Here is a 24,446-nt window from a genome sequence, read left to right on the forward strand (position 1 = left end):
CGCGCCCAGGCCGTCGACCACGCCATCGCCGAGGAGGTGACCGAGCCAGAACTCCAGGCACTCACTGCCTGACCGACACGCCCAACCGAGGGATCAACCTCGTACACCACCCCAGCGGACTTGACCGTCCATTGCACGTGGCTCCGGCCCCGAATGCTCCAAGAAGGTGTGAGCGTCGGGGTCGAGCCGTGAAAGGGGCACGGGCCGTGTGAGGCAGCAGAACGCAGTGTCCTCAGGCCGCCGGGACGCACACCACCTGGTCGAGGTCGGCGGCCAGCGGCTGGCCGACGTTGTTCTTCACGACGTGCTTGACGCGTGCAACGCAGCGGACGCGCTTGTCGTCCTTCGTCAGGTAGGTCGTGCCGTGCGCGGCGATCGTCGCGGTGTCCTGGCCGGTCGAGTCGACCTCGATGCGGCTTCGCGCGTACGTCTCTGTCAGCCCGTTCTTCTTCTGCGCGGCGACGCTGAGGGCGTGCAGGTCATCGGGCGACCACGTCACGTCACTCGAGGCCGGCGCGGCGACGGCCTTCGCCTCCGGGCGCCAGTCCTTCTCAGGGACGGCGGCGGCACGCGCTGCGCTCAACGCGTCGGCGCGCTCGATCGTCGCCGTGGCCGACGCGATGGGCGCCGGGCCCGCCACGCGATGACGCATCGACGGCACCGCCGCCACGAGCGCGACGACGGCGAGCGCCGCGATCACGCCGAAGCGCCACGGGTGGGCCTGCTCCAGGCACATCGACGCGAACATCCACGCGATCGCGCCGATCAGCACGGCGCAGAACGCGAGCGCGGCGAGCGTCGAGACGACCGTCGCGTGGGTGGGGGACAGCTGCGGCAGCCACATCGTCGCGACGTGGGCGGCGTGATCGAAGTGCACCGTCATGAGAGCTCCTTGGGCGCGGGGCTGCCTCGTCGCAGCCGCTCGAAGCTAGGCCGACAGCCTGAGAACCCGCCGAGAGGGCGCCGGACGTGCGCGGTGCGATACTGCACGGGATGCCCCCTTCCGACTCCCGCCTCGTCCGCGCCTGCCGCGCGCTGCTCGTGCTCGCCCTCGCACTGCAGACGTACCTCCTGTACGTGTTCCATTCGAGCGGGGCAGAAGGTGAGCTGTTCCCCCACGCCGACAAGGTGGTCCACGCCTGCATGTTCGGCGGACCCGCCCTCCTGGCACTGCTCGGACGGTGGCGATGGGTGGCGCTCATGCTCGCGTTCTATGCGCCGATCTCCGAACTGATCCAGGGCACGGACGTCGTGGAGCGCGACGCGGACTGGCGCGACGCACTCGCCGATGTGACAGGAATCATCCTGGCGTGGGGGTTGACGCGTCAGCTGCGCCGCCGGGCGTGACGTAGACTTGGGGGACCATTGATCTTGCGTTCAGTAGGTTTGCTTTCGGTTTGAGCGTGCCCGCAGCTACTCCCTGTGGCGGCACGTGGTGGTGAGAGTAGGCCCGTTCTCTGAGCGTCACCCACGATGTGACGCCGTCATGTGAGCGCCGAGATCCCACGCAACAGCGCCGATCCACCCAGTACGCAATCCTTCCAGCCCACGTGCTCCACGGGCTCTCTGGCGTGCTCGCCTTCGGTGCTCTCGACCGAGAGGTTCACACCCATGTCTTCGACGAACAACAACAACGGCAAGAAGCCGCGCTGGTCGCACGCCGACAAGGCCGGCGCCAAGCGCGGCCAGGACCGCTCCGGCGGCCGCGACTTCGGAGGACGCCGCGACGGCGCCGCGGGCGGACGCGACGAGCGACGCGGCGGTTTCAGCCGTGACAACGACCGCCGTGAGGGCGGGTTCCGCGGCGGTGACGAGCGTCGTGGCGGCTTCCAGGCCCGTGACGACCGCCGTGACGGTGGTTTCCGCGGCCGCGATGAGCGACGCGGTGGCTTCAACCGTGACAACGACCGCCGTGAGGGCGGGTTCCGCGGCGGCGACGACCGTCGTGGTGGTTTCAACCGCGGTAGCGACGAGCGCCGTGGCGGCTTCCAGGGCCGTGATGATCGCCGTGGTGGTTTCAGCCGTGACAACGACCGCCGTGAGGGCGGCTTCCGCGGCGGTGATGACCGTCGTGGTGGTTTCAACCGCGACAACGACCGACGTGACGGCGGCTTCCGCGGCGACGACCGCCGTGGCGGTTTCAACCGCGGTGGCGACGACCGTCGTGGTGGTTTCGGGGGCCGCGACGAGCGTCGCGAGGGTGGCTTCCAGCGTCGCGATGACCGCGGTGGTTTCAACCGTGGTGGCGATGACCGTCGTGGTGGTTTCAACCGCGACAACGATCGTCGCGAGGGCGGTTTCCGTGGCGGTGACGACCGTCGCGGTGGCTTCAACCGTGATGACCGTCGTGGTGGCTACCAGGGCCGTGACGACCGGCGCGGTGGGTTCAACCGTGACAACGACCGTCGCGAGGGCGGCTTCCAGCGTCGCGACGACCGCGGCGGTTTCAACCGTGGCGACCGCCGTGACGGCGGCTTCCAGCGCCGCGACGACCGCCGTGAGGGCGGTTTCGACCGCGAGAAGCGCTTCGGGCGCCCCGACCGCTCGTTCGACGACGCCCCCGTGCGTGACGAGTCCCGCGTCGAGGACGCGCAGGTCGAGAACGTGACGGCGGCGAACGCCGACGTCGCGGCGACCACCGTCGAGGCCGACGCGGCCACGAGCGAGAACATCCAGCGCGAGAACGTCGACGTCGTCGGCGAACAGAACCCCGACGAGCGCGTCCACGTCGACGGCGACGTCGAGGGTGACGTCCGCGTCGACGACGCTCCCACCGCCGACGCCACGGACGCCGAGCGCGACGGTGTTGACGCCGCCGACTCCGACACGACCAACTCTGACGCCGACAACACCGACGCGCAGAACACCGACCCCGCCGACGCCACGAACGCCACCGCGGGCACGGCCGACGGCGAGCACGCGGGCTTCGACGAGAGCGAGTCGGACGAGATCGACGAGAGCGTCATCATGACGTTCACCGAGCTCGGGCTGCCCGAGGCGCTCGTCGAGCGCATGGCGCGTGACGGCATCACGAAGCCGTTCCCGATCCAGGCGGCGACCATTCCCGACGCGATGGCCGGCAAGGACGTCCTCGGCCGCGGTCGCACGGGTTCGGGCAAGACGCTCGGCTTCGGTCTGCCGATGCTGGCGCGTCTCGCCGAGGGCGGCAAGGCTCGCGCGCACCAGCCGCGCGCCATCGTCCTCGTGCCGACGCGTGAACTTGCGATGCAGGTGAGCGATGCGCTGCAGCCGCTCGTCCACGTCGTCGGTCTCAAGCACAAGCTCGTCGCCGGTGGCATGCCGTACGAGCCGCAGCTGTCCGCGCTGGAGCGCGGCGTCGACGTCCTCATCGCCACGCCGGGTCGCCTGTCCGACCTCATCGAGCGTGGCGCGGCCGACCTGAGCCGCGTCGAGATCGCCGTGCTCGACGAGGCCGACCACATGGCCGAGATGGGCTTCCTCGAGGCCATCACCGAGATCCTCGACCTCGTGCCCGAAGGCGGCCAGCGCCTGCTGTTCTCCGCGACGCTCGACCGTGGCATCGACACCGTCGTCGACAAGTACCTCGTCGACCCGGTGACGCACTCGACGGACGACGGCACCGCCACCGTCACGACGATGGAGCACCACGCGCTGCTCATCGAGCCGCGCGACAAGAAGGTCGTGACGGCCGAGGTCGCGAACCGTGAGGGACGCACCGTGGTGTTCGTCCGCACCAAGATGGGCGCCGACCGTGTCGCCGCAGAGCTGCGCGAGCAGGGCGTCATGGCTGCCGCGCTGCACGGTGGCCTCAACCAGGGTCAGCGCAACCGTGTCCTGTCGGCGTTCAAGGACGGGCGTGTGCCCGTGCTCGTCGCGACCGACGTCGCGGCGCGCGGCATCCACGTCGACGAGGTCGGCGTCGTGCTCCAGGTCGACCCGCCGGCCGACCACAAGGACTACCTGCACCGCGCCGGCCGTACGGCCCGCGCAGGGGAGAAGGGCACCGTCATCACCCTGGCGCTGCCGCACCAGCGCCGCTCGATGCAGCGTCTACTCGACTCCGCCGGCGTCGACGTGAGCCTCGTGCGCACGCGCCCCGGTGACGAGGCGATCGTCGCCGCGGGCGGTTCGACGCCCGAGGGCCGTTCGATCTCCGAGGACGACCTGCGTCGCACCCTCGCGCCGCGCAACGACCGTGGTGGTCGCGGCGGCCGTGGCTACGAGCGCGGTGGCCGGGGTGGTTACGACCGCGGTGGTCGTGACGGCGGGCGCGGCGGTTACGGCCGTGGCGGCGGCTTCGACCGTGGTGGTCGTGGACGTTTCAACGACCGCGACGACCGTGGCCAGGGCCGCGGACGCGGCGACGACCGCGGCTTCGGTGGCGGGCGCGGTTACCGCGACGACATCGACGGTGGTTTCGAGCGCGAGAACCGTCGTCAGAGCTTCGGTGGTCGCGGCGGCCAGGGGGGTCGTGGTGGGTACGGCGGCGACCGTGGTGGCTACCGTGGCAACCGCGACTGACGCCGACTGAATCTGCGCTGATGTTGCCCGGTGATCCGGGGCCCCGTGCCCGATCACCGGGCAACATCGCGTTCGGGGCGGGCGTGTTCCACAATGGACGGGTGACCTCGTTGACCGGCCGACTGCTCCTCGCGGTGCCTCGTGCCCACGACCGCGACGAGGGTGACATCTTCACCCGTAGCGTCGTGTTCGTCCTCCACCACGGTGACGACGGCGCCCAGGGCGTCGTGCTCACCGAACCGCTCGAGGCCGGTGTCGACTCGGTCCTTCCGGGGTGGCAGTCCGCGTGCTCGACGCCCGATCGTCTCTTCCAGGGCGGGCCCGTCGGCCTCGACACGGCGGTCGCGCTCGCGGGCGTGCCGGGGCGCGGTGACGTCGTGGGCGCCACGCGACTGTTCGGTTCGCTCGCCGTCGTCGACCTCGACGCGCCGCCGGAGATCGTCGCCCCGCAGCTGTCGGGGCTGCGCGTGTTCGCCGGCAACTGCGGCTGGGAGCCGGGCCAACTCGACGTCGAACTCGCCGACGGGTGGTGGGTGCGCGCCGAACCCGAGATCGCCGACCTGTTCGACGCCGACCCCGAGACGTTGTGGGCGCGCGTCCTCGCACGCCAACCCATCCCGACGTGCCTCCTGGCGTCGTTCCCCGACGACCCGACGCTCAACTGACCCGCCGCCTGACGCCTCGGCTCGCTGCCCCCTGGCCCGCCGCGGGCGGCGCGCCTACACTGGCGCCCATGAACCCGGTTGTGTGGAACTCTTCGATCGACGACCCGTCATCGCCCCTCGGCGCGCCCGACGGCCCGGGCGGCCTCGGAGGGCCGGGCACGTCGACGGCGGTGCTGGAGCGAGAGCAGGTCGACCACCAGCTCTCCGAGCCCGGCGATCACGAGCGCTTCGCGCACTACGTGCGCAAGGAGAAGATCATGGAGTCGGCGCTGTCGGGCGAGCCCGTCACCGCGCTGTGCGGCAAGGTGTGGGTACCGGGCCGCGACCCGGAGAAGTTTCCGGTGTGCCCGACGTGCAAGGAGATCTACCAGGGCCTGCGTCCGCCGCAGGACGGCGGGGAGTGACGCCGACGGGCGTCAGCTCGCCTTCGCGACAGGCTGCCTGACGTCGCCCGTGACCGGGGCCGCACCGACGGCGCCGGTGACGACCGGTCCCGCGGCGGTGGACGCCGTCGCGGAACCGCCGTCCACCCCCGTCAGGTGCTCACGAACCTCGACTGCGGGCGCGTGCGATTCGGCCATGCGGATGAGCACCGTGCGGACGGCCTCGACGCTGACGCCGGCCGCCTCGGCGATGGCGCTCTTCGTCACCTTCGCCTGATCGGCGGCGGCGACCGCCCGCCGGTACTCCGCTTCGGCGGCGAGACGCGCTTCGCGCGCCGCAGTGACGGCGCTGAGCTTCTCGCGTTGAGCATCGGTGAGTTGGGCTCTCGTGCGAACCATGACTCTCGTCCTTTCCCTGCGAGCCCCGGCCAGGGGTGAGCGGCCTCGATGGACCGATCGGCGACGCGCCGCTGGGGCCATCGAGTGCTCGATGTCCATGACTGACTCCACCCTAGGCGCGCGGACGCCCCGCATGGTGGGTTGAGCGCTACTCAACTCCAGGGTGTGATGCTCACCCCACCCTCCGCCGTCGCCCGGCGCGGCGCCGACACCCTTCGACGCGCCGTCGGGACCCAGCCCGTCTCGTCAGCTGGGAGCCTGCTGGGTGAAGCGACGAAGCGGCGACGAGAGTGCTCCCGCGGTGGCGGCCTGCCCCCATCACGCTCGTGCTGTGCGCGGGGGCTCGGTTCGGTGGCGCGGGAGTTCCTCGCCGCGCGCGGCGGCACGACGCGCAGCCTGCGCGTCGGCTTCGCCGCCATCGTCGTCGCGCTGCCGCACATCGGCCTCGCGCACGGCGTCGGCGCACTGGAGTCGGTGATGGCTGCGTATGGCCTGGGCCTCGGCCTGGTCGACGCCGGGTGCAACATGCAGGCCGTCGCCATCGAGCACCATTACGGGCGCCCGCTCATGTCGACGTTCCACGGGGCGTGGACGCGCGGCGGCGTCCTCGGCACGCTCATCGCGCTCGCGACGCATCGCTGGGGCTTCGCGTCGCCGCCGCGGTGCTCATGATCCTGCCCGCCGCCGCGACGCTCGCGCCGTACGTCCCGCACGCGCGGCCGGAACCGGCGCCCATCGCATCCGGGGCCGACGCCCCCGCCGCGCGCAGCCTGCCCTGGCGCCGCATCCTCACCCTCGCCCTCGCGCTCGTCGTGTTCTACATGGTCGACATCGCCGTGACGACGTGGGCGCCCACCTACCTGCACCACACCTTCGCCTCACCGGCCTCGCTCTTCGCCGTCGCCACCCTGCCGTACCTCGTGTGCTCGCTGCTCAGCCGCAGCTGCGGCGACTGGCTGACGGCGCGGCTCGGCCCCGCGGCGCTCGTCGCGCCGTTGTCGTACTCGGTGGCCGCGCGCCTCGCCCGCGACGCACACCCGGAGGCGGACGCGGCGTCCGTCCAAGCCGGCAGCGACGCGATCAACGCGCGCTTCAACCAGTTCAACTACGTCGGCGCCCTGCTCGGAGCCGTGCTGACGGGGACGGGCGCGCTCGGCGACACGTCCCTGCGCTACGGATTCGCCGTCCCGATGGTGCTCGTCCCCGGCCTCGTGGGGGCTGTCGCGCGCGTTCCGGCCGGCCTGAACGGTCGGTGGCGGCGGCCAGGTCGGGGAGTTCGTTCGGCGCCGGTAGACTGCTCGGCCTATGAGTACCTCGGCTGCAGAGCACCTCTCACCCGCCTTCCCGGAGCGCGCCGCGTGGGGTACCGCGGGCAAGCTGCGCGCCTGGCAGGCCGGTGCGCTGGAGCGGTACCTGAGCACCGATCCGCGCGATTTTCTCGCCGTCGCAACCCCCGGCGCCGGCAAGACGACGTTCGCGCTGCGCCTCGCGACGGAGCTGCTGGGGCGCGGCATCGTCAAGAAGGTGACGATCGTCGCGCCGACCGAGCACCTCAAGACGCAGTGGGCCGACGCGGCCGCGCGCGTCGGCATCCAGATCGACCCGAGGTTCACGAACCGTCAGGTCGATGAGGCGTCCGACTACGACGGGGTCGCCCTCACCTACCAGGGCGTCGCGAGCAACCCCGAGGTGCACCGCATCCGCACCGAGCGCACGCCGACGCTCGTCATCCTCGACGAGGTGCACCACGGCGGCGACAACAAGAGCTGGGGCGAGGCGCTGCGCACTGCATTCGACGGCGCCGCGCGACGCGTCTGCCTCACCGGTACCCCGTTCCGCAGCGACACGAGCCCCATCCCCTTCGTGCGCTACGAGGTCGACGACGCCGGCATCCGTCGCTCGGCGAGCGACTACGCGTACGGCTACGCCGAGGCGCTCGCCGACGGCGTCGTCCGGCCCGTGCTGTTCATGGCCTACGGCGGCAACATGCGATGGCGCACCCGGGCCGGCGACGAGATCGCGGCGCGTCTCGGCACACCGATGACGAAGGACGCCATTGCAGGCGCCTGGCGCACCGCGCTCGACCCGAACGGCGCGTGGATCCCGTCCGTGCTTCAGGCCGCCGACAAGCGCCTGTCGGAGGTGCGACGTCACGTGCCCGACGCGGGCGGCCTCGTCATCGCCTCGAACCAGACGGCCGCGCGCGCCTACGCGCGCACGCTCGAGGCGATCACTGGCACCAAACCGACCGTCGTGCTCTCCGACGACGCGGGCGCGAGCTCCCGGATCGAGGACTTCGCCAAGAGCAGCGAGCGGTGGATGGTCGCCGTCCGCATGGTCTCCGAGGGTGTCGACGTGCCGCGTCTTTGCGTCGGCGTCTACGCGACGTCGACGTCGACGCCGCTGTTCTTCGCCCAGGCCGTCGGACGCTTCGTGCGCGCCCGCAAGCGCGGCGAGACGGCGTCGGTGTTCCTGCCGACCGTGCCGATCATCCTCGAGCACGCCTCGCGTCTCGAGGAGCAGCGCGACCACGCCCTCGACCGTCCGCAGCGCGCGGGGGAGAACCCCGAGGACAACATGTGGTCGGAGGAGGAGGGGCTGCTCGCCGAGGCCAACCGTGAGGAGAAGGCCTCCGGGATGCTCGCCGACGACGGCACCTTCGAGGCGCTCGAGTCGCAGGCCGAGTTCGACCACGTCCTGTTCGACGCGCAGCAGTGGGGCATGGGCGGTGACGTCGGCAGCCAGGACGAGCAGGAATACCTCGGCTTGCCCGGTCTGCTCGAGCCCGATCAGATGGCGAGCCTGCTGCGTGAACGTCAGGCCAAGCAGGCCAAGGCCGGGCGCACGCGACGCACCGACGACGACGAACCCGTCGCCGCGCACCGTGCCCTCGCCAAGCAGCGCAAGGAGCTCAACGGCCTCGTCGCGCAGTACGCGCGCAAGAGCGGCCAGCCGCATGCCGTCATCCACAACGACCTGCGTCAGCAGTGCGGGGGGCCGACGCTCGACAAGGCCTCCTCCGAACAGGTCGGCGAACGCATCGAGTTGATCCGTCGCTGGTTCGTCGGTCGGCGCTGAGCCTGCGAGGCCCTCAGCCCGCGAGGCCCTCAGCATGCGGGTGTCATGTGGGATGCAGTGCGGTACGAGGCACTGCCTGCCTGGCTCATCCGCACGGCTCATCGCGCCCGGCGCGTCATGCCGGGGCGGATAGGGTAGACGCATGACTGAGCAGCCGCACGCGCCCGTTTCGTCGGGCTGGTACGACGACCCCCGCGACGCCACCCAGCTGAGGTACTGGGACGGCATCCTGTGGACCGAGCGCACCATGCCGAAGCTGCGCCCGGGCCTCGACCACGTCGGGGAGGCTCGCCCGGTCCAGCACCTCGACGCACCGCCGCGCCGTGACGGCGAGCCGCGCACCTATCCGGCTCACTGGGGCCCCGAGGGCAGCGGGGAGCAGCAGCATCGCTTCGGTGCCCCGCAGCCGCGGGCTCATGATCAGCGCCCGACGGCGTTCGGAACGAGCGCGGGGGAGCCGTCGGGGGTGTGGCGCCGCTTCTTCGCCTACTTCCTCGACCGCATCATCTTCGGGGTGCCCGTCACCCTCGCGATGCTGCCGTTCCTGCACTCGTGGATCGACGAGTTCCGCGACTTCATCGACGAGGCGAGCACCGCCGCGAGCAACGGTGGGCAGATGCCGGCCTTCCCCGACGACCTGACGTCGCCGCCGCTCGTGTTGGCGCTCGCGCTGTTCGTGGCGGGATTCGTCTACGACACCCTGATGACGTCACTGCGCGGTGCGACGCTCGGCAAGTCGGCGCTCGGCATCCGCGTGGCGCCCATCGAGGAGGGCGACCCCCGCTCGCCGCAGAAGTTGCCGATGGCACGCAGCGCCGTGCGCGCTCTCATCAAGTACGTGCCGGATCTGATGTCGCTCGTCGCCGTGCTCGCCGGCATCGCGGGCCTGCTGCAGATCGCGATCCTGCTGTGGGCGCTGAGCAACCGCCTCCGTCAGGGCCTCGACGACCTCGCGGCGCGCAGCGTCGTGCGCCGCACCCGCTGACCCCGCCCCACCTGCGTTTTTCGTCCACCTTCGCGAATCCCGTCCACATCGGCGATTCTCGTCCATCTTCGTGCCCGGCACGCGGGCCGCGTTCTCAGCCGACGACGGGTTGACCGACGAGCTCGACGCCCGCGTCGCGCATGGTCGTGAGCGCCGCGTCGGTGCTGTCGGCTGCGACGCCGGCCGTCATGCCGAGCAGCACGCGCGTGCCGAAGCCTTCGCTGACGGCGTCGAGCGCGGTCGCGCGGACGCAGTGGTCGGTCGCGATGCCGACGACGTCGACGCTGCCGACGCCCGCGTCACGCAACCAGGAGGCGAGCGACTCATCGCCACCGGCGAAAGACCCCTCGAATCCTGAGTAGGCCGCGGCGTACCTGCCCTTGGGGAAGATCGCGTCGAGCCGATCGACGGCGGGCGCGAATCCGTCGTGGAACGCCGCGCCGTCGGACTCGGCGCGGCAGTGCACGGGCCACGAGTCGCGGTAGTCGGGGGTCTCGCTCCAGTGCTCGCCGGGGTCGACGTGCCAGTCCTGCGTCGCGACGACGACGTCGTAATCGGCGAGCGCGACGTAGTCGGCGATCGCCGCGGCGACCTGGGCGCCCCCGGCCACGGCGAGCGAACCGCCCTCGCAGAAGTCGTTCTGCACGTCGACGACGACGAGTGCCCGGCGCGTGCCGGCATCAACGTTCGGTGCGCTCATCGCTGCGTCACCCCGCCCAAACCGGGACCCTCGTACCGGGTCGGGATGACGGGCTCACCGCGCGACATCTGACGCGCCTTCGCGGGCAATTCCGCGCGGGCACGCTCGTACACCGCGCGGGCGCTCGCGGCGTCCGTCGGCGCGACGACCTCGCCGTTCCTGACGAGCGGGACGAGCAGCGCACGGTCGTCGCCGTCGTCGACCGGCTGCTCGCCGATGCCGATGATCTCGGCCTCGGCCACTCCCTGTGCGTTTCGGCGACGCAGCGCCCACTTGCGTCCGCCGACGGAGATCTTGTCCTTGCTCTTCTTCGCGACGTCGATCATCTGCTCGTCGTCGCTCGCGTGCTGGACGAGCTTGTAGACCATGCCGGCCGTCGGCGCGCCGGAGCCGGTGACGAGGGAGGTGCCGACGCCGTACGCGTCGACCGGCCCGGCTGCGAGGGCGGCGATGGCGTACTCGTCGAGGTCGCTCGTCACGACGATCTTCGTGCTTGTGGCACCGAGTGAGTCGAGCTGCTCGCGCACCTCGCGGGCCTGCACGAGCAGGTCGCCGGAATCCAGACGCACCCCACCGAGTTCGGGGCCCGCGACCTCGACGGCGATCTTGACGGCGTTCTTCACGTCGTAGGTGTCGACGAGCAGCGTCGTGTCCTTGCCGAGCGAGTCGACCTGCGCGGTGAACGCGGCGCGCTCGTCGTCGTGCAGCAGCGTGAACGCGTGCGCCGACGTGCCCGTCGTCGGCACGTCGTAGCGACGTCCCGCCTCGAGGTTGGAGGAGGCCGCGAACCCCGTGATGTACGCGGCGCGCGCGGCTGCGACCGCTGCCTCCTCGTGCGTGCGACGCGAGCCCATCTCGATGCACGGACGGCCGTCGGCGGCGAGCACCATGCGCGACGCAGCGGCGGCGACGGCTGAGTCGTGGTTGAGGATCGACAGGATCAACGTCTCGAGGATGACGCCCTCGGCGAACGTCGACTCGACGACGACGAGCGGCGAGCCCGGGAAGTAGCACTCACCCTCGGCGTAGCCGTGGATGTCACCGGAGAAGCGGTAGTTGGCGAGCCACTCGAGCGTCGGCTCATCGACGACGGCGCGTCGACGCAGGTCGTCGATCTCGGCCTCGGTGAACCGGAACTCTTTCAACGCCTCGAGAAAACGACCCGTGCCCGCGACGACGCCGAAGCGGCGGCCGTCGGGCAGGCGGCGGGCGAAGACCTCGAAGACGCTCTTGCGGTGGGCCGCACCGGAGCGCAGCGCCGCCTGAAGCATCGTGAGCTCGTAGTGGTCGGTGAGCAGGGCCGTCGAGGCCGAGATGGTGGAAGTCACGTATCGAACTCTAAGGTGGTTGACGTGTCGATCGCGCCTCCAGACATCGATTTCGAGCAACTGGCCAAGCAGCTCGCCGACCCTGACCCCCAGGACGTGGGGGAGCGGGCGTGGGTGACGCTCGTGTGGAACGACCCCGTCAACCTCATGAGCTACGTCAGCTTCGTGTTCCAGGACTACTTCGGCTACTCCCGCGAGGAGGCTGAGCGGCTCATGATGCAGGTGCACACCGAGGGCCGCGCCGTCGTCAGCAAGGGCAGCCGTGAGAAGGCCGAGGCCGACACGATCGCCATGCACGGCTACAGCCTGTGGGCGACCTACGAGCAGGAGGGCTGATGGCCGAGGCATTCCGGCGTGACCCGTCCGACGAGCGGCGCATCGTCGGACGTCTCGACGACGTCGAACGCGCCGTCGTCGTCGATCTCATGCACCAGACGAGCGTCCTGCTCTCCGACGGTAGTGACGACGCACCCGACGCGCCGCGCGGCACCGACGAGGACGAGCTGTTCGCGGCGCTCGGACGCTCTATGAGCGCCCGGGAGGCTCCACGCGACCCGGCGCTTCGTCGGCTGCTGCCCGACGGTGTCAAGGACGATGACGGCGCGGCCGCCGAGTTCCGCCGCCTCACCGAGGCCTCCTTGCGCGATCGCAAGCTGCGTAACCTCGCTACGGCGATGACGGCGTTCGAGCGCGCGGGTGCGAACGTCGACCTCGCGCAGACGATGAGCGCCGGCGAACCCCGCGACGTCGTCCTCGACGAGGCCGAGGCGCGCGCGACGATGATGGCGCTGACGGACGTGCGGCTCGTGCTCGCCGAGCGCCTCGGCGTGCGCACCGATGCGGATGCCGACGCACTCGTCGAACAGGTCGAGCGTGGGCAGGTGCCGAGCGACGAGGAACAGCTCATGGCCGCCTACTACGACTTCCTCACCTGGCTCGCCGAATCGGTGACGCTCGCGGTGATGCGCGAGGCCTGAGGCGCAGCGCAACGGCCGTCTACGATGGAGACATCATGAGCGACTCGACTGCCACCTCAGCCCCCACCCCCTCGACGCCCGGCGAGACGAGCCCCGGCGCCGTCCGTCTGCGCGTCGCGCCGTCGCCGACGGGTGACCCGCACGTCGGCACCGCCTACATGGCGATGTTCGACCTTGCGTTCGCGCGTCAGCAGGGCGGAAAGTTCGTCCTGCGCATCGAGGACACCGACCGGGCGCGCTTCCAGGCCGATTCCGAGCAGCAGATCTTCGACACGCTGCACTGGCTCGACCTGAACTGGGACGAGGGCCCCGACGTCGGCGGCCCGTACGCGCCGTACCGTCAGAGTGAGCGGCTCGACACGTACAAGCCGTACGTCGACAAGCTCATCGACGAGGGCAAGGCCTACTACTGCTACTGCACGAGCGAGCGGCTCGCCGAGATGCGCGAGCTCCAGCAGAAGCAGAAGCTGCCGACCGGCTACGACCGCATGTGCTACGGCAAGTCGCGTGAGGAGCGCGCCGCCGAGCCCGGCTTCAGCGAGAACCCCGTCGTGCGCATGTTCATCCCCGACGACGCGCCGCTCGTGTTCGACGACCTCATCCGAGGCGAGGTCAAGGCGCCCCGCCCGGACGATCAGGTCATCATGAAGGCCGACGGTTTCCCGACGTACCACCTCGCCGTCGTCGTCGACGACCACGAGATGGGCATCACGCACGTCGTGCGCGGTGAGGAGTGGATCAGCTCGACGCCGAAGCACATCCTGCTCTACCAGGGCCTCGGCCTCGAACCGCCGAAGTTCGCGCACATGCCGCTGCTGCGCGATGAGAAGAAGGCGAAGATCTCCAAGCGCAAGAGCCCGTGGGCGCGCCTCACGTGGTTCAAGGAGCAGGGTTACCTGCCGGAGGCGCTGCTCAACTTCCTCGCGCTGCTCGGCTACCCGCCGATCATCGAGGCGGACGGCACCGAGCGCGAGGTGTTCACCTTCGAGGAGTTCAGCGAGAACTTCGAGTGGAGCAAGGTCAACACCGTCGGCCCGATCTTCAACCTCGACAAGCTGAACTGGCTCAACGGTCACTACATCCGCGAGCTCGAGCCTCGCGACTTCGCCGCGCGTATCCTGCCGTTCCTCGTCGCGGACGGCGTGCTGCCGGAGCAGCCGTCGCTGCCGCAGCTGGGTCGCCTCAACCTCGTCGCCGAGCTGATCCAGACTCGCATCAACCTGCTGTCGGAGGCGACGCCGCTCGTCGCACCGTTCTTCACCGACGACGCCGAGCTGCCCATCGCGGACGACGCCCGCGCGCAGCTCAAGGAGACCGCCCCGCAGGTGCTAGACGCCGCCATCGCGGCCCTCGAGCCCATCTCGGGTTCGCTCGGCAAGCCTGACGGCACGGGCATCGAGTGGGTGCACGAGCGCATCGAGGCCGCGTTGCGCGAGGCCGTCGTCGACGGCCTGGGCATCAAGCCGAAGTTCGCCTTCGGCCCGTTGCGCACCGCCGTGTCCGGTCAGCGGATCTCACCGCCGCTGTTCGAGTCGATGGAGATCCTCGGCAAGCACTCGACGATGGAACGCTTGAAGAACCTGCGCGCGAGCCTGTGATCGACCGGGGCGCGCCTGCCTGTCGGCCCTGACGGATGCGTCAGGGCCGGCGCGGCAGGGCGCCGGTCGATTTGTCGTCCCGGGAAACCTCCGGTAAAGTTTTCACTCGGTTCGGGGAACGAACGGAAGGCCTCGCGAGGCGCGCTGTTCGATCACTGCAACCCCCATTGGGGTATGGTGTAATTGGCAACACGGATGATTCTGGTTCATTTGTTCTAGGTTCGAGTCCTGGTACCCCAGCGCAGATCGCTTGTGCAGAAGGTGACGCCCGCGTCACGCGCGCACAGAGTGATTTCGGGAAAACGATGACATGAGTTAAAGTTTTCCTCGCTGCTGAAGGGCCGAAAGGTTGACGAAGCAGGCCATGGCCCCGTTGTGTAGTGGCCTAGCACGCCGCCCTCTCAAGGCGGTAGCGCGGGTTCGAATCCCGTCGGGGCTACATCGAGACAAGAAATCCTCACCGTAGAAATGCGGTGGGGATTTCTTGTTTGCCTTCTCTTTCTGTCGCCGTCTCGGCTCAGACCGACCTTTTTCGGGTCCTGATCATTCGTGCGCTCGAATGCGGGATCCAGGAATCGCCACCGGACGGCCGCAGGTCACGTGCACCTGCCCAAGGGCATCGTCGCCAGAGGTGGATCAGCGCGTCGTGGGTGGTGCGACGCTCTTCTGCTGCGCGGCGGCGCGCGCGAGCACCTCCGTCAGCTTGTTGGCGCCGGCGACGACCGTTGCGGCGTGCAGCCGCCCGGGCTGACGGGAGACGCGCTCGACGGGGCCGGAGATCGACACGGCGGCGATGACGCGGCCGCTGGGCGAGCGCACCGGCGCGGAGACGGACGCGACGCCCTGCTCGCGCTCGCTCACCGACTGAGCCCATCCGCGGCGGCGCACGCCGGAGAGCATCGTCGCGGTGAACTTGGAGCCCTGCAGGCCACGGTGCAGACGGTCGGGCTCCTCCCAGGCGAGCAGCACCTGGGCCGCTGAGCCGGCCTGCATCGACAGCGTCGCGCCGACGGGGATGGAATCGCGCAGACCCATCGGGCGATCGGCGGCCGCCACGCAGATGCGCTGGTCGCCCTGGCGGCGGAAGAGCTGGGCGCTCTCGTTCGTGTGGTCGCGCAGCGCGCCGAGGACGGGCCCGGCGGCGGCGAGCAGGCGGTCCTCACCGGCGGCGGCGGCGAGTTCGACGAGTCGGGGGCCGAGGACGAAGCGTCCCTGCATGTCACGGGCCACGAGGCGGTGATGCTCCAGCGCGACCGCGAGGCGGTGGGCGGTCGGGCGAGCGAGGCCGGTGGCTGCGACGAGCTGGGCGAGGGTGGAGGGCCCTGCCTCGAGGGCGGAGAGCACGACTGCAGCCTTGTCGAGGACTCCGACGCCACTTGAATTGTCCATGTACTGATATTGCAGTCTCATGAACCGAGACGCAAGTCCGGTCCGCCGGTAAAAGGGTAACGCTTGTCGCAGAACGGTGTCTCGTGGGTCGGACGACCCGTCGATCGAAGGAGGATGACGTGGGTTCCACGTTGGCCGAGAAGGTGTGGCAGCAGCACGTCGTGCGAAGCGCGGAGGGCGAGCCCGACCTGCTCTACATCGACCTTCACCTGCTCCACGAGGTCACGAGCCCGCAGGCGTTCGACGGGCTGCGGCTCGCGGGGCGCACCGTGCGTCGCACCGACCTCACGCTCGCCACCGAGGACCACAACGTCCCGACGACGCCGGGCCCGATCACCGACCTCGTCAGCCGCACCCAGGTCGAGACGCTGCGCCGCAACTGCGAGGAGTTCGGCATCCGCCTGTTCCCGATGGGCGACGCCGAGCAGGGCATCGTCCACATCATCGGCCCGCAGCTGGGCCTCACCCAGCCCGGCGCGACGATCGTCTGCGGCGACAGCCACACCTCGACGCACGGTGCGTTCGGCGCGCTCGCGTTCGGCATCGGCACGAGCGAGGTCGAGCACGTCCTCGCGACGCAGACGCTGCCGCTCAAGCCGTTCAAGACGATGGCGATCACCCTGGAGGGCGACCTGCCGGACGGCGTCAGCGCGAAGGACATCATCCTCGCCGTCATCGCCGAGATCGGCACCGGCGGCGGCCAGGGCTACGTCCTCGAGTACCGCGGCAAGGCGATCGAAGCGCTGTCGATGGAAGCGCGCATGACGATCTGCAACATGTCGATCGAGGCGGGCGCCCGTGCCGGCATGGTGGCGCCCGACCAGACGACGTTCGACTACCTGGAAGGCCGCCCCCATGCGCCGCAGGGCGCCGAGTGGGATGACGCGGTCGAGGCGTGGAAGCAGCTGCGCACCGACGACGACGCGGTGTTCGACGCCGAGGTCGTCATCGACGCGACGAAGCTCGCGCCGTTCGTCACCTGGGGCACCAACCCGGGCCAGGGCCTGCCGCTGACGGCGGCCGTGCCCGACCCCGAGCAGATGGGCGACGACTCGGAGAAGGATGCCGCCGCGAGCGCCATCGAGTACATGGGGCTGAGCGTCGGTCAGCCGCTCAAGGAGATCGCGATCGACACCGTCTTCCTCGGTTCCTGCACCAATGGGCGTCTCGAGGATCTGCGCGCCGCGGCGGACGTGCTGCGCGGGCGCAAGGTCGCCGACAGCGTGCGCATGCTCGTCGTGCCCGGTTCGGCGAAGGTGCGTCTCGACGCCGAGGCGGAGGGGCTCGACGCCGTCTTCACCGACGCCGGCGCCGAGTGGCGCCTGCCCGGCTGCTCGATGTGCCTCGGCATGAACCCCGATCAGCTCGAGCCGGGGGAGCGCAGCGCGTCGACCTCGAACCGCAACTTCGAAGGGCGCCAGGGCAAGGGCGGACGCACGCACCTCGTCAGCCCACAGGTCGCCGCGGCGACCGCCGTCACCGGCACGCTTGCCTCGCCCGCCGATCTGTGACCCGCTGAGCCGTCAGGAGACATCGATGGACAAGTTCACCACCCACACCGGCGTCGGGGTGCCGCTGCGCCGCAGCAACGTCGACACCGACCAGATCATTCCAGCCGTCTACCTCAAGCGCGTCACCCGCACGGGCTTCGAGGACGGGCTGTTCTCCGCATGGCGCAAGGACCCGTCGTTCGTGCTCAACACCGAGGCCTACCGCGACGGTTCGGTCCTGGTCGCAGGCCCCGACTTCGGGACGGGCTCCTCGCGCGAGCATGCCGTCTGGGCGCTCATGGACTACGGCTTCCGCGTCGTCATCAGCTCGCGCTTCGCCGACATCTTCCGCGGCAACTCGGGCAAGGCCGGCCTGCTCACCGCGCAGGTCGAGCAGGGCGACGTCGAACTGCTGTGGAAGTACCTCGACAACGAACCGGGCGCGCAGATCACGGTCGACCTGGGCTCGCGCACGATCCACGCGGGGGAGCTCGTCGTGCCGTTCGCTGTCGACGACTACATCCGCTGGCGCCTCATGGAGGGCCTCGACGACATCTCGCTGACGCTGCGTCACGAGGACGACATCGAAGCGTTCGAAGACGCTCGTCCGAGTTGGAAGCCGTCGACGCTCGTCCGATAGATGATATCGCGCGCCGCGCGGCAGGCCTCGCGTTCGTGGCGCGCGTGTGTGAGGTGCGACGCCCGGGGAGGTGTCTGCGAATCGCTTACGGCCGCAACATGGTCGGGCGACCGCCATGATGATCTATGACGATCGGCCTACGCGTGTTCGGTGCGTGGGCGCCGCACGGCGGACGACGAAGACTTCACCCAATGGACGGGGATGCAACCACTCGGTACCGTTGGCCCACGTCGAGACGCAGGACGGGATCGAGCCGTGACGGACGGACGAGAAGGGGTAGGACGAAAGATGAACAAGGCAGACCTGGTCGATCGCCTCGAGGTGCGCCTCGGCAGCAAGAAGGCCGCACTGGAGGCCGTGGAGGCCGTCGTCGACGTGATCATCCGAGAGGTCGCTGCCGGCAACAAGGTAGGGATCACCGGATTCGGCACGTTCGAGCGCGTCGACCGCGCCGCCCGCACGGGCCGCAACCCGCGCACGGGCGAAGCGGTGTGCATCGGTGCGACCTCCGTGCCCAAGTTCACCCCTGGTACGAACTTCAAGGCCGTCACGGCCGACCCGTCGAAGCTGCCCCGCTCCGGCAACGCCGGTGGTCGCGCGCGCGTCGAGCGCTGAGACGCACCGCGTCGGGCGGCGTCAGCGGATCTGCTGGCCCGTCCCGATGCCCTCGATCCACAACCGGCGGATTCCGTCTGGCCCGTGATCGACGTTGAGACGCTGCCCCAGGCGCAGCGTGCGCAGGCCGCTGCGCGCGAAGGCGTCGGCGTCGAACGGCAGCACCCGGCCGGCGTCGGTGATGAGCTCACCCGTGAACGTCGCCTCGTCGAAGCGGTGGACGCTGGCCTGCGTGTGATGGGTCATGGCGGCTCCTTCAGCGGCTCGGACCGGTGACGGCGAGGTGCGCGGGTCTCGTACCCTCTCACAGCGATCCCTCCCATGCTGCCAGATGCCCCGGCCTGATGGATCGCAACGCTGCGACGAATGCCCTGGACGTGTCGTGCCACTAGAGTGCGAGACGAACAGGAGGTGCCCATGGCGAAGATCTCGCTCGATGCGGGAGAGCGCAACGCCGTCGTCTCCGTCATCACGAAAGCCGTCGGCCCGGCGGTGGCGCCGTGGCTGCGTGAGACGTGGCGAGGCGCCGAGCACGTTCCCGCCACCGGCGGCGCCGTCATCGCCGCGAACCACCTCAGCTACTCCGACCCGTTCGTCATCGGCCGCTTCCTCCTCTACGGCGCGGGTCGCCTGCCGCACTTCCTCGGCAAGGCCGAGGTCTTCGCCGTCCCCGTCCTCGGGCCGCTGCTGCGCCGCGCCGGGCAGATCCCCGTCCACCGCGGCACCGCACGAGCCAAGGACAGCTTCGTCGAAGCCGTCGACGCGGTCGCGGCCGGCCGCCTCGTCTGCCTGCTGCCGGAGGGCACGCTGACGCGGGATCGCGCGTTCTGGCCGATGACGGGCAAGTCCGGCGCCGCGCGCATCGCGCTGACGACGGGCGCCCCGCTCATCCCCGTCGCGATGTGGGGGCCCGAACGAATCATCCCGCCGACCAGTCGCGCCCGCCACGTCGTGCCGCACCTGCTGACGCGCCGTCATGACGTCACCGTCGTCGCGGGCGAGCCGGTCGACCTCGACGATCTGCGCGGGCGCGACCTCGACACCGAGGTGCTGACGGAGGCCACCAGGCGCCTCATGGCCGCCATCCTCGAGCTGCTGTGCGAGATCCGCGGCGAGCGACCCGGCGCGCCGCCGCTCGACAACCCGCGCAGCGGCTCTCGCCCGACCGACGCGCTAGGCACGCGATGAACGCGTCGACCTGTTCCAGTGGCCCCCGCGCCGACCTGCCTCACAGCGCCGAACTGTCCGGCCGCACCGAACTCCACGAAAGGACGAGACGATGACACGCGCCGCAATCATGGGGGCCGGAAGCTGGGGCACGGCGTTCGCCGCCGTCATGGCCGACGCAGGCACCGACGTCACGCTGTGGGCGCGCCGTGCGGAGGCTGCTGACGCGATCAACACCGAGCGCCGCAACGTCGCCTACCTGCCCGAGCTGCAGCTCGACGAGCGCATCAGCGCGACGGCGGACGCGGCGCAGGCGCTCGAGGGCGCCGACCTCGTCGTCCTCGCCGTCCCTTCGCAGTCGCTGCGCGGCAACCTCGAGCAGTGGCGCGACGTGCTGCCGCAGGGCGCGCCGCTCGTGTCGCTCATGAAGGGCATCGAACTCGGCACGCACCTGCGGATGAGCGAGGTCATCGCGGAGGTCGCGGGCGTGCCGCTCGCGCAGGTCGCCGTCGTCTCCGGGCCGAACCTCGCGAAGGAGATCGCGCAGAAGCAGCCGGCCGCCGCCGTCGTCGCAGCGCCGCATCACGGGCTGCGCGCCAAGGTGGCAGAGGCCTGCGCCGCCCCGTACTTCCGCCCCTACACGAACGCGGACGTCGTCGGCACGGAGATCGCGGGCGCGGTGAAGAACGTCATCGCGCTCGCGGTCGGCATGGCCCACGGCCTGGGCCTCGGTGAGAACACGACGGCGACGCTCCTGACGCGCGGTCTCGCGGAGACGGCCCGCCTCGGTGCGGCGCTCGGCGCCGACCCGCAGACGTTCCTCGGTCTCGCCGGTGTGGGCGACATGGCCGCGACGTGCAGTTCGCGCCTGTCGCGCAACCATGCCTTCGGGCTGGCCCTCGGCGAGGGGCAGACGCTCGAAGAGGTGACCGCACAGGCCAGCCAGACGGCCGAGGGCGTCAAGTCGTGCCGCTCCATCGTCGAACTCGCACGCAGCGTCGACGTCGACATGCCGATCTGCGACGGCGTGCACGCCATCCTCTACGAAGGGTGGGGCCCGCAGGAGATGGTGCGCGCCCTCATGTCGCGTTCGCGCAAGAGCGAACGCGTCTGACGACCGGCCAGGCGCGCCCGTTGTTTCGGGCGTCGGCCGGGGCAGCCTGGGCGGGGCAGTCGTGTGACCGGGTCAGTCGGCTGACGCGGCGTGCGCCCGGCGCAGGGCGTCGTCGAGGTCCGTCCACAGATCCTCGACGTCCTCGACCCCGACCGACAGGCGCAGCAGGTTCTCCGGAACACTGGCCGGTTCGAGCGCATGTCGACGGCGGCGCTCCAGCATCGACTCGACGCCACCGAGGCTCGTGGCGGGCAACCACACCTCGACGAGCTGTTCGACGGCGCGTGCGGCGTCTGCGTCACCGCGCAGTTCGAGCGCGATCATCGCGCCCGTTCCCGGGTGGCGCACGCGCGCGACGTCGTCGTGCTCGCGCAATCTCGCAGCGAGCGTCGCCGCGTTCGCGCAGGCGCGCTCCCAGCGCAGGTGCAGCGTCCGCATGCCTCGCAGCGCGAGCCACGTCTCCTGCGGGCCGGGGATGGCGCCGCCCAGCGTGCGTGCTGTGAGCAGCCGCGCGGCGAGGTCGGCGTCGTTCGTCACCGCCGCGCCCAGCAGGACGTCGCTGTGGCCCGCGAGGTACTTCGTCACCGAATGCACGACGACGTCGACGCCGTCGTCGAGGGGGCGGCGCCCGAGCGGCGTGTTGAACGTGTTGTCCTCGACGACGAGCGCGCCCGCCGCGTGGGCGCGGCGCGTCACGGCGGCGACGTCGCACGTCTCGAGCATCGGGTTGCTCGGCGACTCGACCCAGACGAGATCGCACCCGGCAGCTAGGGCGGCGTCGAGGGCGCCGTCGTCGGCGAGGTCGACGCGCGTGAGGTGCGCGCGGCCGGCCTCGTGCCAGGTGTCGAGGACGGCGGAGGTGCCGTTGTAGAAGTGTCGCGGCGCGATGACACGGCCGCCGTGCGGCAGGAGGGACAGCGCGGCCGAGATGGCGCCCATGCCGCTGGCAAAGGCGAGCGCGGTCGTCGAGGCGTCACCTTCGAGGGAGGCAAGGGTCGTCTCGAACGCGCTCCACGTCGGGTTGCCGACCCGCGCGTAGTTGAGGTCGGCGCCGGCCACGTAGGTCGAGGTGAGCGTGAGCTCCGGGCTGACGCTCGCGCCCGGCGCGCGGGCAGGGCGTCCACCGCCGACGAGGCGCGTCGCAGCAGCGAGCGGGCGGGCGGGACGATCGGCGTGCGCAACCATGCGAACACCCTGGCACGGCGGCGCCACCGCGCGCCGTGGCGTCCGGCGACTGACCGCGCGGGCGCTATTGTTGGCCGCGATGAGCACTTCGCAGCCCCGCACCCGCGTCGCCGTCGTCTTCGGTGGGCGCTCCTCCGAGCACGCCATCTCGTGCGCCACCGCCGCCGGCGTTCTCGCCGCGATCGACCGTGAGCGCTACGACGTCGTGCCGATCGGCATCAGCAGGGCCGGCCAGTGGGTGCTCATGCCCGACGACCCGTCGGCGCTCGCGATCCAGGGCAAGAAGCTGCCGGAGGTGACGAACGACGCCGGCCGCGAGGTCGTCATCGCGCCGTCGCCCGACCAGCACGACATCCTCGTGCTCGATGCGGGGCAGACCCCGCAGGCACTGACGTCCGTCGACGTCGTCCTGCCGCTGCTGCACGGGCCGTTCGGTGAGGACGGCACCCTGCAGGGCCTGCTCGAACTCGCCGACCTGCGCTACGTCGGCTCGGGCGTCACGGCGTCGGCCGTCATGATGGACAAGCACATGATGAAGATCGTGTTCGAGGCCGCCGGGCTGCCCGTCGGCCCCTACGTCGTCATCACCGACAAGCAGTGGCGCCGCGACAAGGACGCCGCGATGGCGAGCCTCACACCGCTGCGCTACCCCGTCTTCGTCAAACCGGCACGCGCGGGTTCGTCGGTCGGCATCTCGAAGGTCGATTCGCGCGACCAGCTCGAGGCCGCCATCGAACTGGCGCGCGAGAGCGACCCGAAGGTTGTCATCGAGGCCGGCATCGTGGGCCGCGAGGTCGAATGCGGTGTGCTCGAAGGCCACGGCAGCGACCTGCCGCGCGCGTCCGAACTCGGTGAGATCGAGGAGATCGGCGAGCACGCCTTCTACGACTTCGAGGCCAAGTATCTCAACGACGACGGGCTGCGCCTCGCGTGCCCCGCCGATGTCAGCGCCGAGGACACCGCGCGCATCAAGGAGCTGTCGATCAAGGCGTTCGACGCCGCCGGCTGCGAGGGCCTCGCGCGCGTCGACTGGTTCTACACCGCCGACGGCACGCTCTTCCTCAACGAGATCAACACCCTGCCCGGCTTCACGCCCGTGTCGATGTTCCCGGCCGTGTGGCGCGAGAGCGGCCTCGACTACACCGACCTCATCACCGACCTGATCGAGTTGGCGCGCGAGCGCAAGACCGGTCTGCGCTGACGGCAGCCCCGCGTTCGTGGGGTCCCGTGGGGGAGTCCGGGGCTCTTGTGGGTGGTGACGCGGCGACGATGGCCGGGTCGGGGGTGAACCGGAGCCGAACCGAATCGGCGCCGCCCGTCAGGAACAGCGGTGTGGACCCTGAGCGATCTTCTTCGCCGCGGGGGCGAACGCGGCGAGCAGCGTGCCGTCGAGGTTCGCCGACGACGGGACGAGCACCTCGATCGCCGGCTCACGACCGTAGGTGACGTACCGCGTGCCGCCCGAGACCGAGATCTGCACCCAGTCGACGTCGTTCGCGGAGAAGCAGGCGTCGCTCGTCGGGCCGGGTGAGGTGACGCCGCAGCGCGCGATGAGGACGTCGTCAGCGTTCTTGCCCCAGGCGTGGACGGTCGGCGAGTCGGCCGAGTCGGGGTAGGAATCGAGCCCCGAGACCGTCTTCGGCCACGATTTCGCGACAGCCGCGCACTCGGACGATGACGCCTGCGCAGCAGGCTTCGCAGCGACGGGCGAGTCACCGCATGCGGTGAGCGCCAGCGTTGCGGCACCAGCGAGAGTGAGAGCGACGCGTGCTGACATGACCCATAGGCTATCCAACCCTCGTCTGCCCACCCCGCGCCTGCCCGGCCCGCAACCATCCAACTCGCACCGGCGCCCGGGGCTGATCGGGGGACCCAAGATGCTTGGGAGCTGCGATCCCGCCTAACAGAGTTTCAGCTCCCGGGAGCGTGCTTGCGAGCTGCGATCCTGCCTGACGGGGTTTCAGAGCTCTTCACAAATGAGGGTGCAGCTGGGGTCTGAAGCCGCCGGACTCGAGCAGGGATCTGGCGATGTAGTTGGTCAGGTTGCGGAAGCCCAGGGCGGAGCCGCGCCCACCATGACCACACGAGCCGATCAGGCTGCGTGACTACCGACTGATGCTCCTATAGGTGTCAAGCAACGTCGAGCCAGGCCCGGTAGGCGGTTGCGAGTTCGGCGTTGGGGCGTCGGCCTCGTTCGAGTTCGGAGATGCGTGCGGGTTCTGCGCCGAGG

General features: G+C 70.4%; 25 protein-coding genes and 2 tRNA genes. 18 read left to right on the forward strand and 9 right to left on the reverse strand.

The features are described from left to right. Nucleotides 1-232: 232 nt before the first annotated feature. Complete coding sequence (locus tag J4Z35_RS11740) at nt 233-883, reverse strand: hypothetical protein (protein ID WP_074041182.1); 651 nt, start codon at nt 881-883, stop codon at nt 233-235. 110 nt (nt 884-993) lie between these two features. Between J4Z35_RS11740 and J4Z35_RS11745 the strand changes: the two genes are divergently transcribed. The 4 genes from J4Z35_RS11745 to J4Z35_RS11760 all read left to right on the forward strand — a co-directional run bounded on the left by J4Z35_RS11745 (nt 994) and on the right by J4Z35_RS11760 (nt 5,572). Then, nucleotides 994-1,347: a hypothetical protein gene (locus J4Z35_RS11745; protein ID WP_074041183.1), complete on the forward strand. Its 354-nt coding sequence runs from the start codon at nt 994-996 to the stop codon at nt 1,345-1,347. A 264-nt stretch (nt 1,348-1,611) separates the two neighbouring features. Beyond that, nucleotides 1,612-4,503, forward strand: coding sequence for a DEAD/DEAH box helicase (locus J4Z35_RS11750; RefSeq protein WP_131941287.1), 2,892 nt, complete (start codon nt 1,612-1,614; stop codon nt 4,501-4,503). Between the two features lie 101 nt (nt 4,504-4,604). Next, complete coding sequence (locus J4Z35_RS11755) at nt 4,605-5,168, forward strand: YqgE/AlgH family protein (protein ID WP_074041184.1); 564 nt, start codon at nt 4,605-4,607, stop codon at nt 5,166-5,168. Between the two features lie 68 nt (nt 5,169-5,236). Further along, nucleotides 5,237-5,572, forward strand: a complete 336-nt coding sequence (locus J4Z35_RS11760) for a DUF3039 domain-containing protein (protein WP_050786634.1) — start codon at nt 5,237-5,239, stop codon at nt 5,570-5,572. A 12-nt stretch (nt 5,573-5,584) separates the two neighbouring features. On the opposite strand, the gene J4Z35_RS11765 is transcribed toward J4Z35_RS11760, so the two are convergent. After that, nucleotides 5,585-5,950, reverse strand: coding sequence for a hypothetical protein (locus tag J4Z35_RS11765; RefSeq protein WP_038568880.1), 366 nt, complete (start codon nt 5,948-5,950; stop codon nt 5,585-5,587). Nucleotides 5,951-6,301: 351 nt separating this feature from the next. On the opposite strand from J4Z35_RS11765, the gene J4Z35_RS11770 reads away from it, so the two are divergent. Next, on the forward strand, nt 6,302-6,622 hold the full coding sequence (locus J4Z35_RS11770) for a hypothetical protein (RefSeq protein WP_062257647.1): 321 nt from the start codon (nt 6,302-6,304) through the stop codon (nt 6,620-6,622). Between the two features lie 184 nt (nt 6,623-6,806). On the opposite strand, the gene J4Z35_RS11775 is transcribed toward J4Z35_RS11770, so the two are convergent. Further along, nucleotides 6,807-7,046: a hypothetical protein gene (locus tag J4Z35_RS11775; protein WP_208065586.1), complete on the reverse strand. Its 240-nt coding sequence runs from the start codon at nt 7,044-7,046 to the stop codon at nt 6,807-6,809. 209 nt (nt 7,047-7,255) lie between these two features. Between J4Z35_RS11775 and J4Z35_RS11780 the strand changes: the two genes are divergently transcribed. Continuing rightward, nucleotides 7,256-9,028 (forward strand): DEAD/DEAH box helicase, encoded by a 1,773-nt coding sequence (locus J4Z35_RS11780; protein WP_074041185.1) that lies wholly within the window; start codon nt 7,256-7,258, stop codon nt 9,026-9,028. A gap of 142 nt (nt 9,029-9,170) precedes the next feature. After that, nucleotides 9,171-10,013, forward strand: a complete 843-nt coding sequence (locus J4Z35_RS11785; protein ID WP_062257653.1) for an RDD family protein — start codon at nt 9,171-9,173, stop codon at nt 10,011-10,013. 94 nt (nt 10,014-10,107) lie between these two features. Here J4Z35_RS11785 and J4Z35_RS11790 read toward each other — a convergent pair whose 3' ends face one another. Further along, a complete protein-coding gene (locus J4Z35_RS11790) occupies nt 10,108-10,713 on the reverse strand; it encodes an isochorismatase family protein (RefSeq protein WP_062257656.1) in 606 nt (201 codons plus the stop codon). Then, nucleotides 10,710-12,041, reverse strand: coding sequence for a nicotinate phosphoribosyltransferase (locus J4Z35_RS11795; RefSeq protein ID WP_074041186.1), 1,332 nt, complete (start codon nt 12,039-12,041; stop codon nt 10,710-10,712). The genes J4Z35_RS11790 and J4Z35_RS11795 overlap by 4 nt, the downstream gene beginning before the upstream one ends. A gap of 60 nt (nt 12,042-12,101) precedes the next feature. Here J4Z35_RS11795 and clpS point away from each other — a divergent pair, with 60 nt between their 5' ends. From clpS to J4Z35_RS11820, 5 genes are all read left to right on the forward strand, one after another. Continuing rightward, complete coding sequence (gene clpS, locus J4Z35_RS11800; protein WP_207623336.1) at nt 12,102-12,377, forward strand: ATP-dependent Clp protease adapter ClpS; 276 nt, start codon at nt 12,102-12,104, stop codon at nt 12,375-12,377. Further along, nucleotides 12,377-13,018, forward strand: a complete 642-nt coding sequence (locus tag J4Z35_RS11805; protein WP_074041187.1) for a DUF2017 domain-containing protein — start codon at nt 12,377-12,379, stop codon at nt 13,016-13,018. The genes clpS and J4Z35_RS11805 overlap by 1 nt, the downstream gene beginning before the upstream one ends. 35 nt (nt 13,019-13,053) lie before the next feature. Continuing rightward, nucleotides 13,054-14,616: a glutamate--tRNA ligase gene (gltX, locus tag J4Z35_RS11810; RefSeq protein WP_062257662.1), complete on the forward strand. Its 1,563-nt coding sequence runs from the start codon at nt 13,054-13,056 to the stop codon at nt 14,614-14,616. Between the two features lie 168 nt (nt 14,617-14,784). Beyond that, nucleotides 14,785-14,856: transfer RNA gene (locus J4Z35_RS11815), tRNA-Gln, on the forward strand. A gap of 126 nt (nt 14,857-14,982) precedes the next feature. Then, nucleotides 14,983-15,055 (forward strand) — tRNA-Glu (locus J4Z35_RS11820). A 197-nt stretch (nt 15,056-15,252) separates the two neighbouring features. Here the strand turns inward: J4Z35_RS11820 and J4Z35_RS11825 are convergent. Further along, entirely contained in the window at nt 15,253-16,005 is a 753-nt protein-coding gene (locus tag J4Z35_RS11825; protein ID WP_040015175.1) for an IclR family transcriptional regulator, read from the reverse strand. A gap of 119 nt (nt 16,006-16,124) precedes the next feature. Between J4Z35_RS11825 and leuC the strand changes: the two genes are divergently transcribed. The 3 genes from leuC to J4Z35_RS11840 all read left to right on the forward strand — a co-directional run bounded on the left by leuC (nt 16,125) and on the right by J4Z35_RS11840 (nt 18,750). Then, entirely contained in the window at nt 16,125-17,516 is a 1,392-nt protein-coding gene (gene leuC, locus J4Z35_RS11830; RefSeq protein WP_006947513.1) for a 3-isopropylmalate dehydratase large subunit, read from the forward strand. A gap of 25 nt (nt 17,517-17,541) precedes the next feature. After that, entirely contained in the window at nt 17,542-18,135 is a 594-nt protein-coding gene (gene leuD / locus J4Z35_RS11835; RefSeq protein WP_038568866.1) for a 3-isopropylmalate dehydratase small subunit, read from the forward strand. Between the two features lie 288 nt (nt 18,136-18,423). After that, on the forward strand, nt 18,424-18,750 hold the full coding sequence (locus J4Z35_RS11840; RefSeq protein ID WP_074041188.1) for an HU family DNA-binding protein: 327 nt from the start codon (nt 18,424-18,426) through the stop codon (nt 18,748-18,750). A gap of 21 nt (nt 18,751-18,771) precedes the next feature. On the opposite strand, the gene J4Z35_RS11845 is transcribed toward J4Z35_RS11840, so the two are convergent. Then, nucleotides 18,772-18,996, reverse strand: a complete 225-nt coding sequence (locus tag J4Z35_RS11845) for a hypothetical protein (RefSeq protein WP_074041189.1) — start codon at nt 18,994-18,996, stop codon at nt 18,772-18,774. Nucleotides 18,997-19,167: 171 nt separating this feature from the next. On the opposite strand from J4Z35_RS11845, the gene J4Z35_RS11850 reads away from it, so the two are divergent. Continuing rightward, nucleotides 19,168-19,938 carry a lysophospholipid acyltransferase family protein gene (locus J4Z35_RS11850; protein ID WP_074041190.1) on the forward strand — a complete coding sequence of 257 codons (771 nt, stop codon included), beginning with the start codon at nt 19,168-19,170 and terminating at the stop codon, nt 19,936-19,938. Between the two features lie 91 nt (nt 19,939-20,029). Continuing rightward, nucleotides 20,030-21,031, forward strand: coding sequence for an NAD(P)H-dependent glycerol-3-phosphate dehydrogenase (locus tag J4Z35_RS11855; protein ID WP_006947509.1), 1,002 nt, complete (start codon nt 20,030-20,032; stop codon nt 21,029-21,031). A gap of 72 nt (nt 21,032-21,103) precedes the next feature. Here the strand turns inward: J4Z35_RS11855 and J4Z35_RS11860 are convergent, their stop codons facing one another. Then, a complete protein-coding gene (locus J4Z35_RS11860; protein WP_074041191.1) occupies nt 21,104-22,216 on the reverse strand; it encodes a PLP-dependent aspartate aminotransferase family protein in 1,113 nt (370 codons plus the stop codon). A gap of 79 nt (nt 22,217-22,295) precedes the next feature. Here J4Z35_RS11860 and J4Z35_RS11865 point away from each other — a divergent pair, with 79 nt between their 5' ends. Then, complete coding sequence (locus J4Z35_RS11865; RefSeq protein WP_074041192.1) at nt 22,296-23,417, forward strand: D-alanine--D-alanine ligase family protein; 1,122 nt, start codon at nt 22,296-22,298, stop codon at nt 23,415-23,417. 117 nt (nt 23,418-23,534) lie between these two features. Here J4Z35_RS11865 and J4Z35_RS11870 read toward each other — a convergent pair whose 3' ends face one another. Further along, nucleotides 23,535-23,993, reverse strand: coding sequence for a DUF3515 family protein (locus J4Z35_RS11870; protein WP_074041193.1), 459 nt, complete (start codon nt 23,991-23,993; stop codon nt 23,535-23,537). Nucleotides 23,994-24,446: the final 453 nt, after the last annotated feature.

Origin of the sequence: Dermacoccus sp. NHGro5, from assembly GCF_017565385.1 — a bacterium.
Lineage (GTDB): Bacteria > Actinomycetota > Actinomycetes > Actinomycetales > Dermatophilaceae > Dermacoccus > Dermacoccus nishinomiyaensis.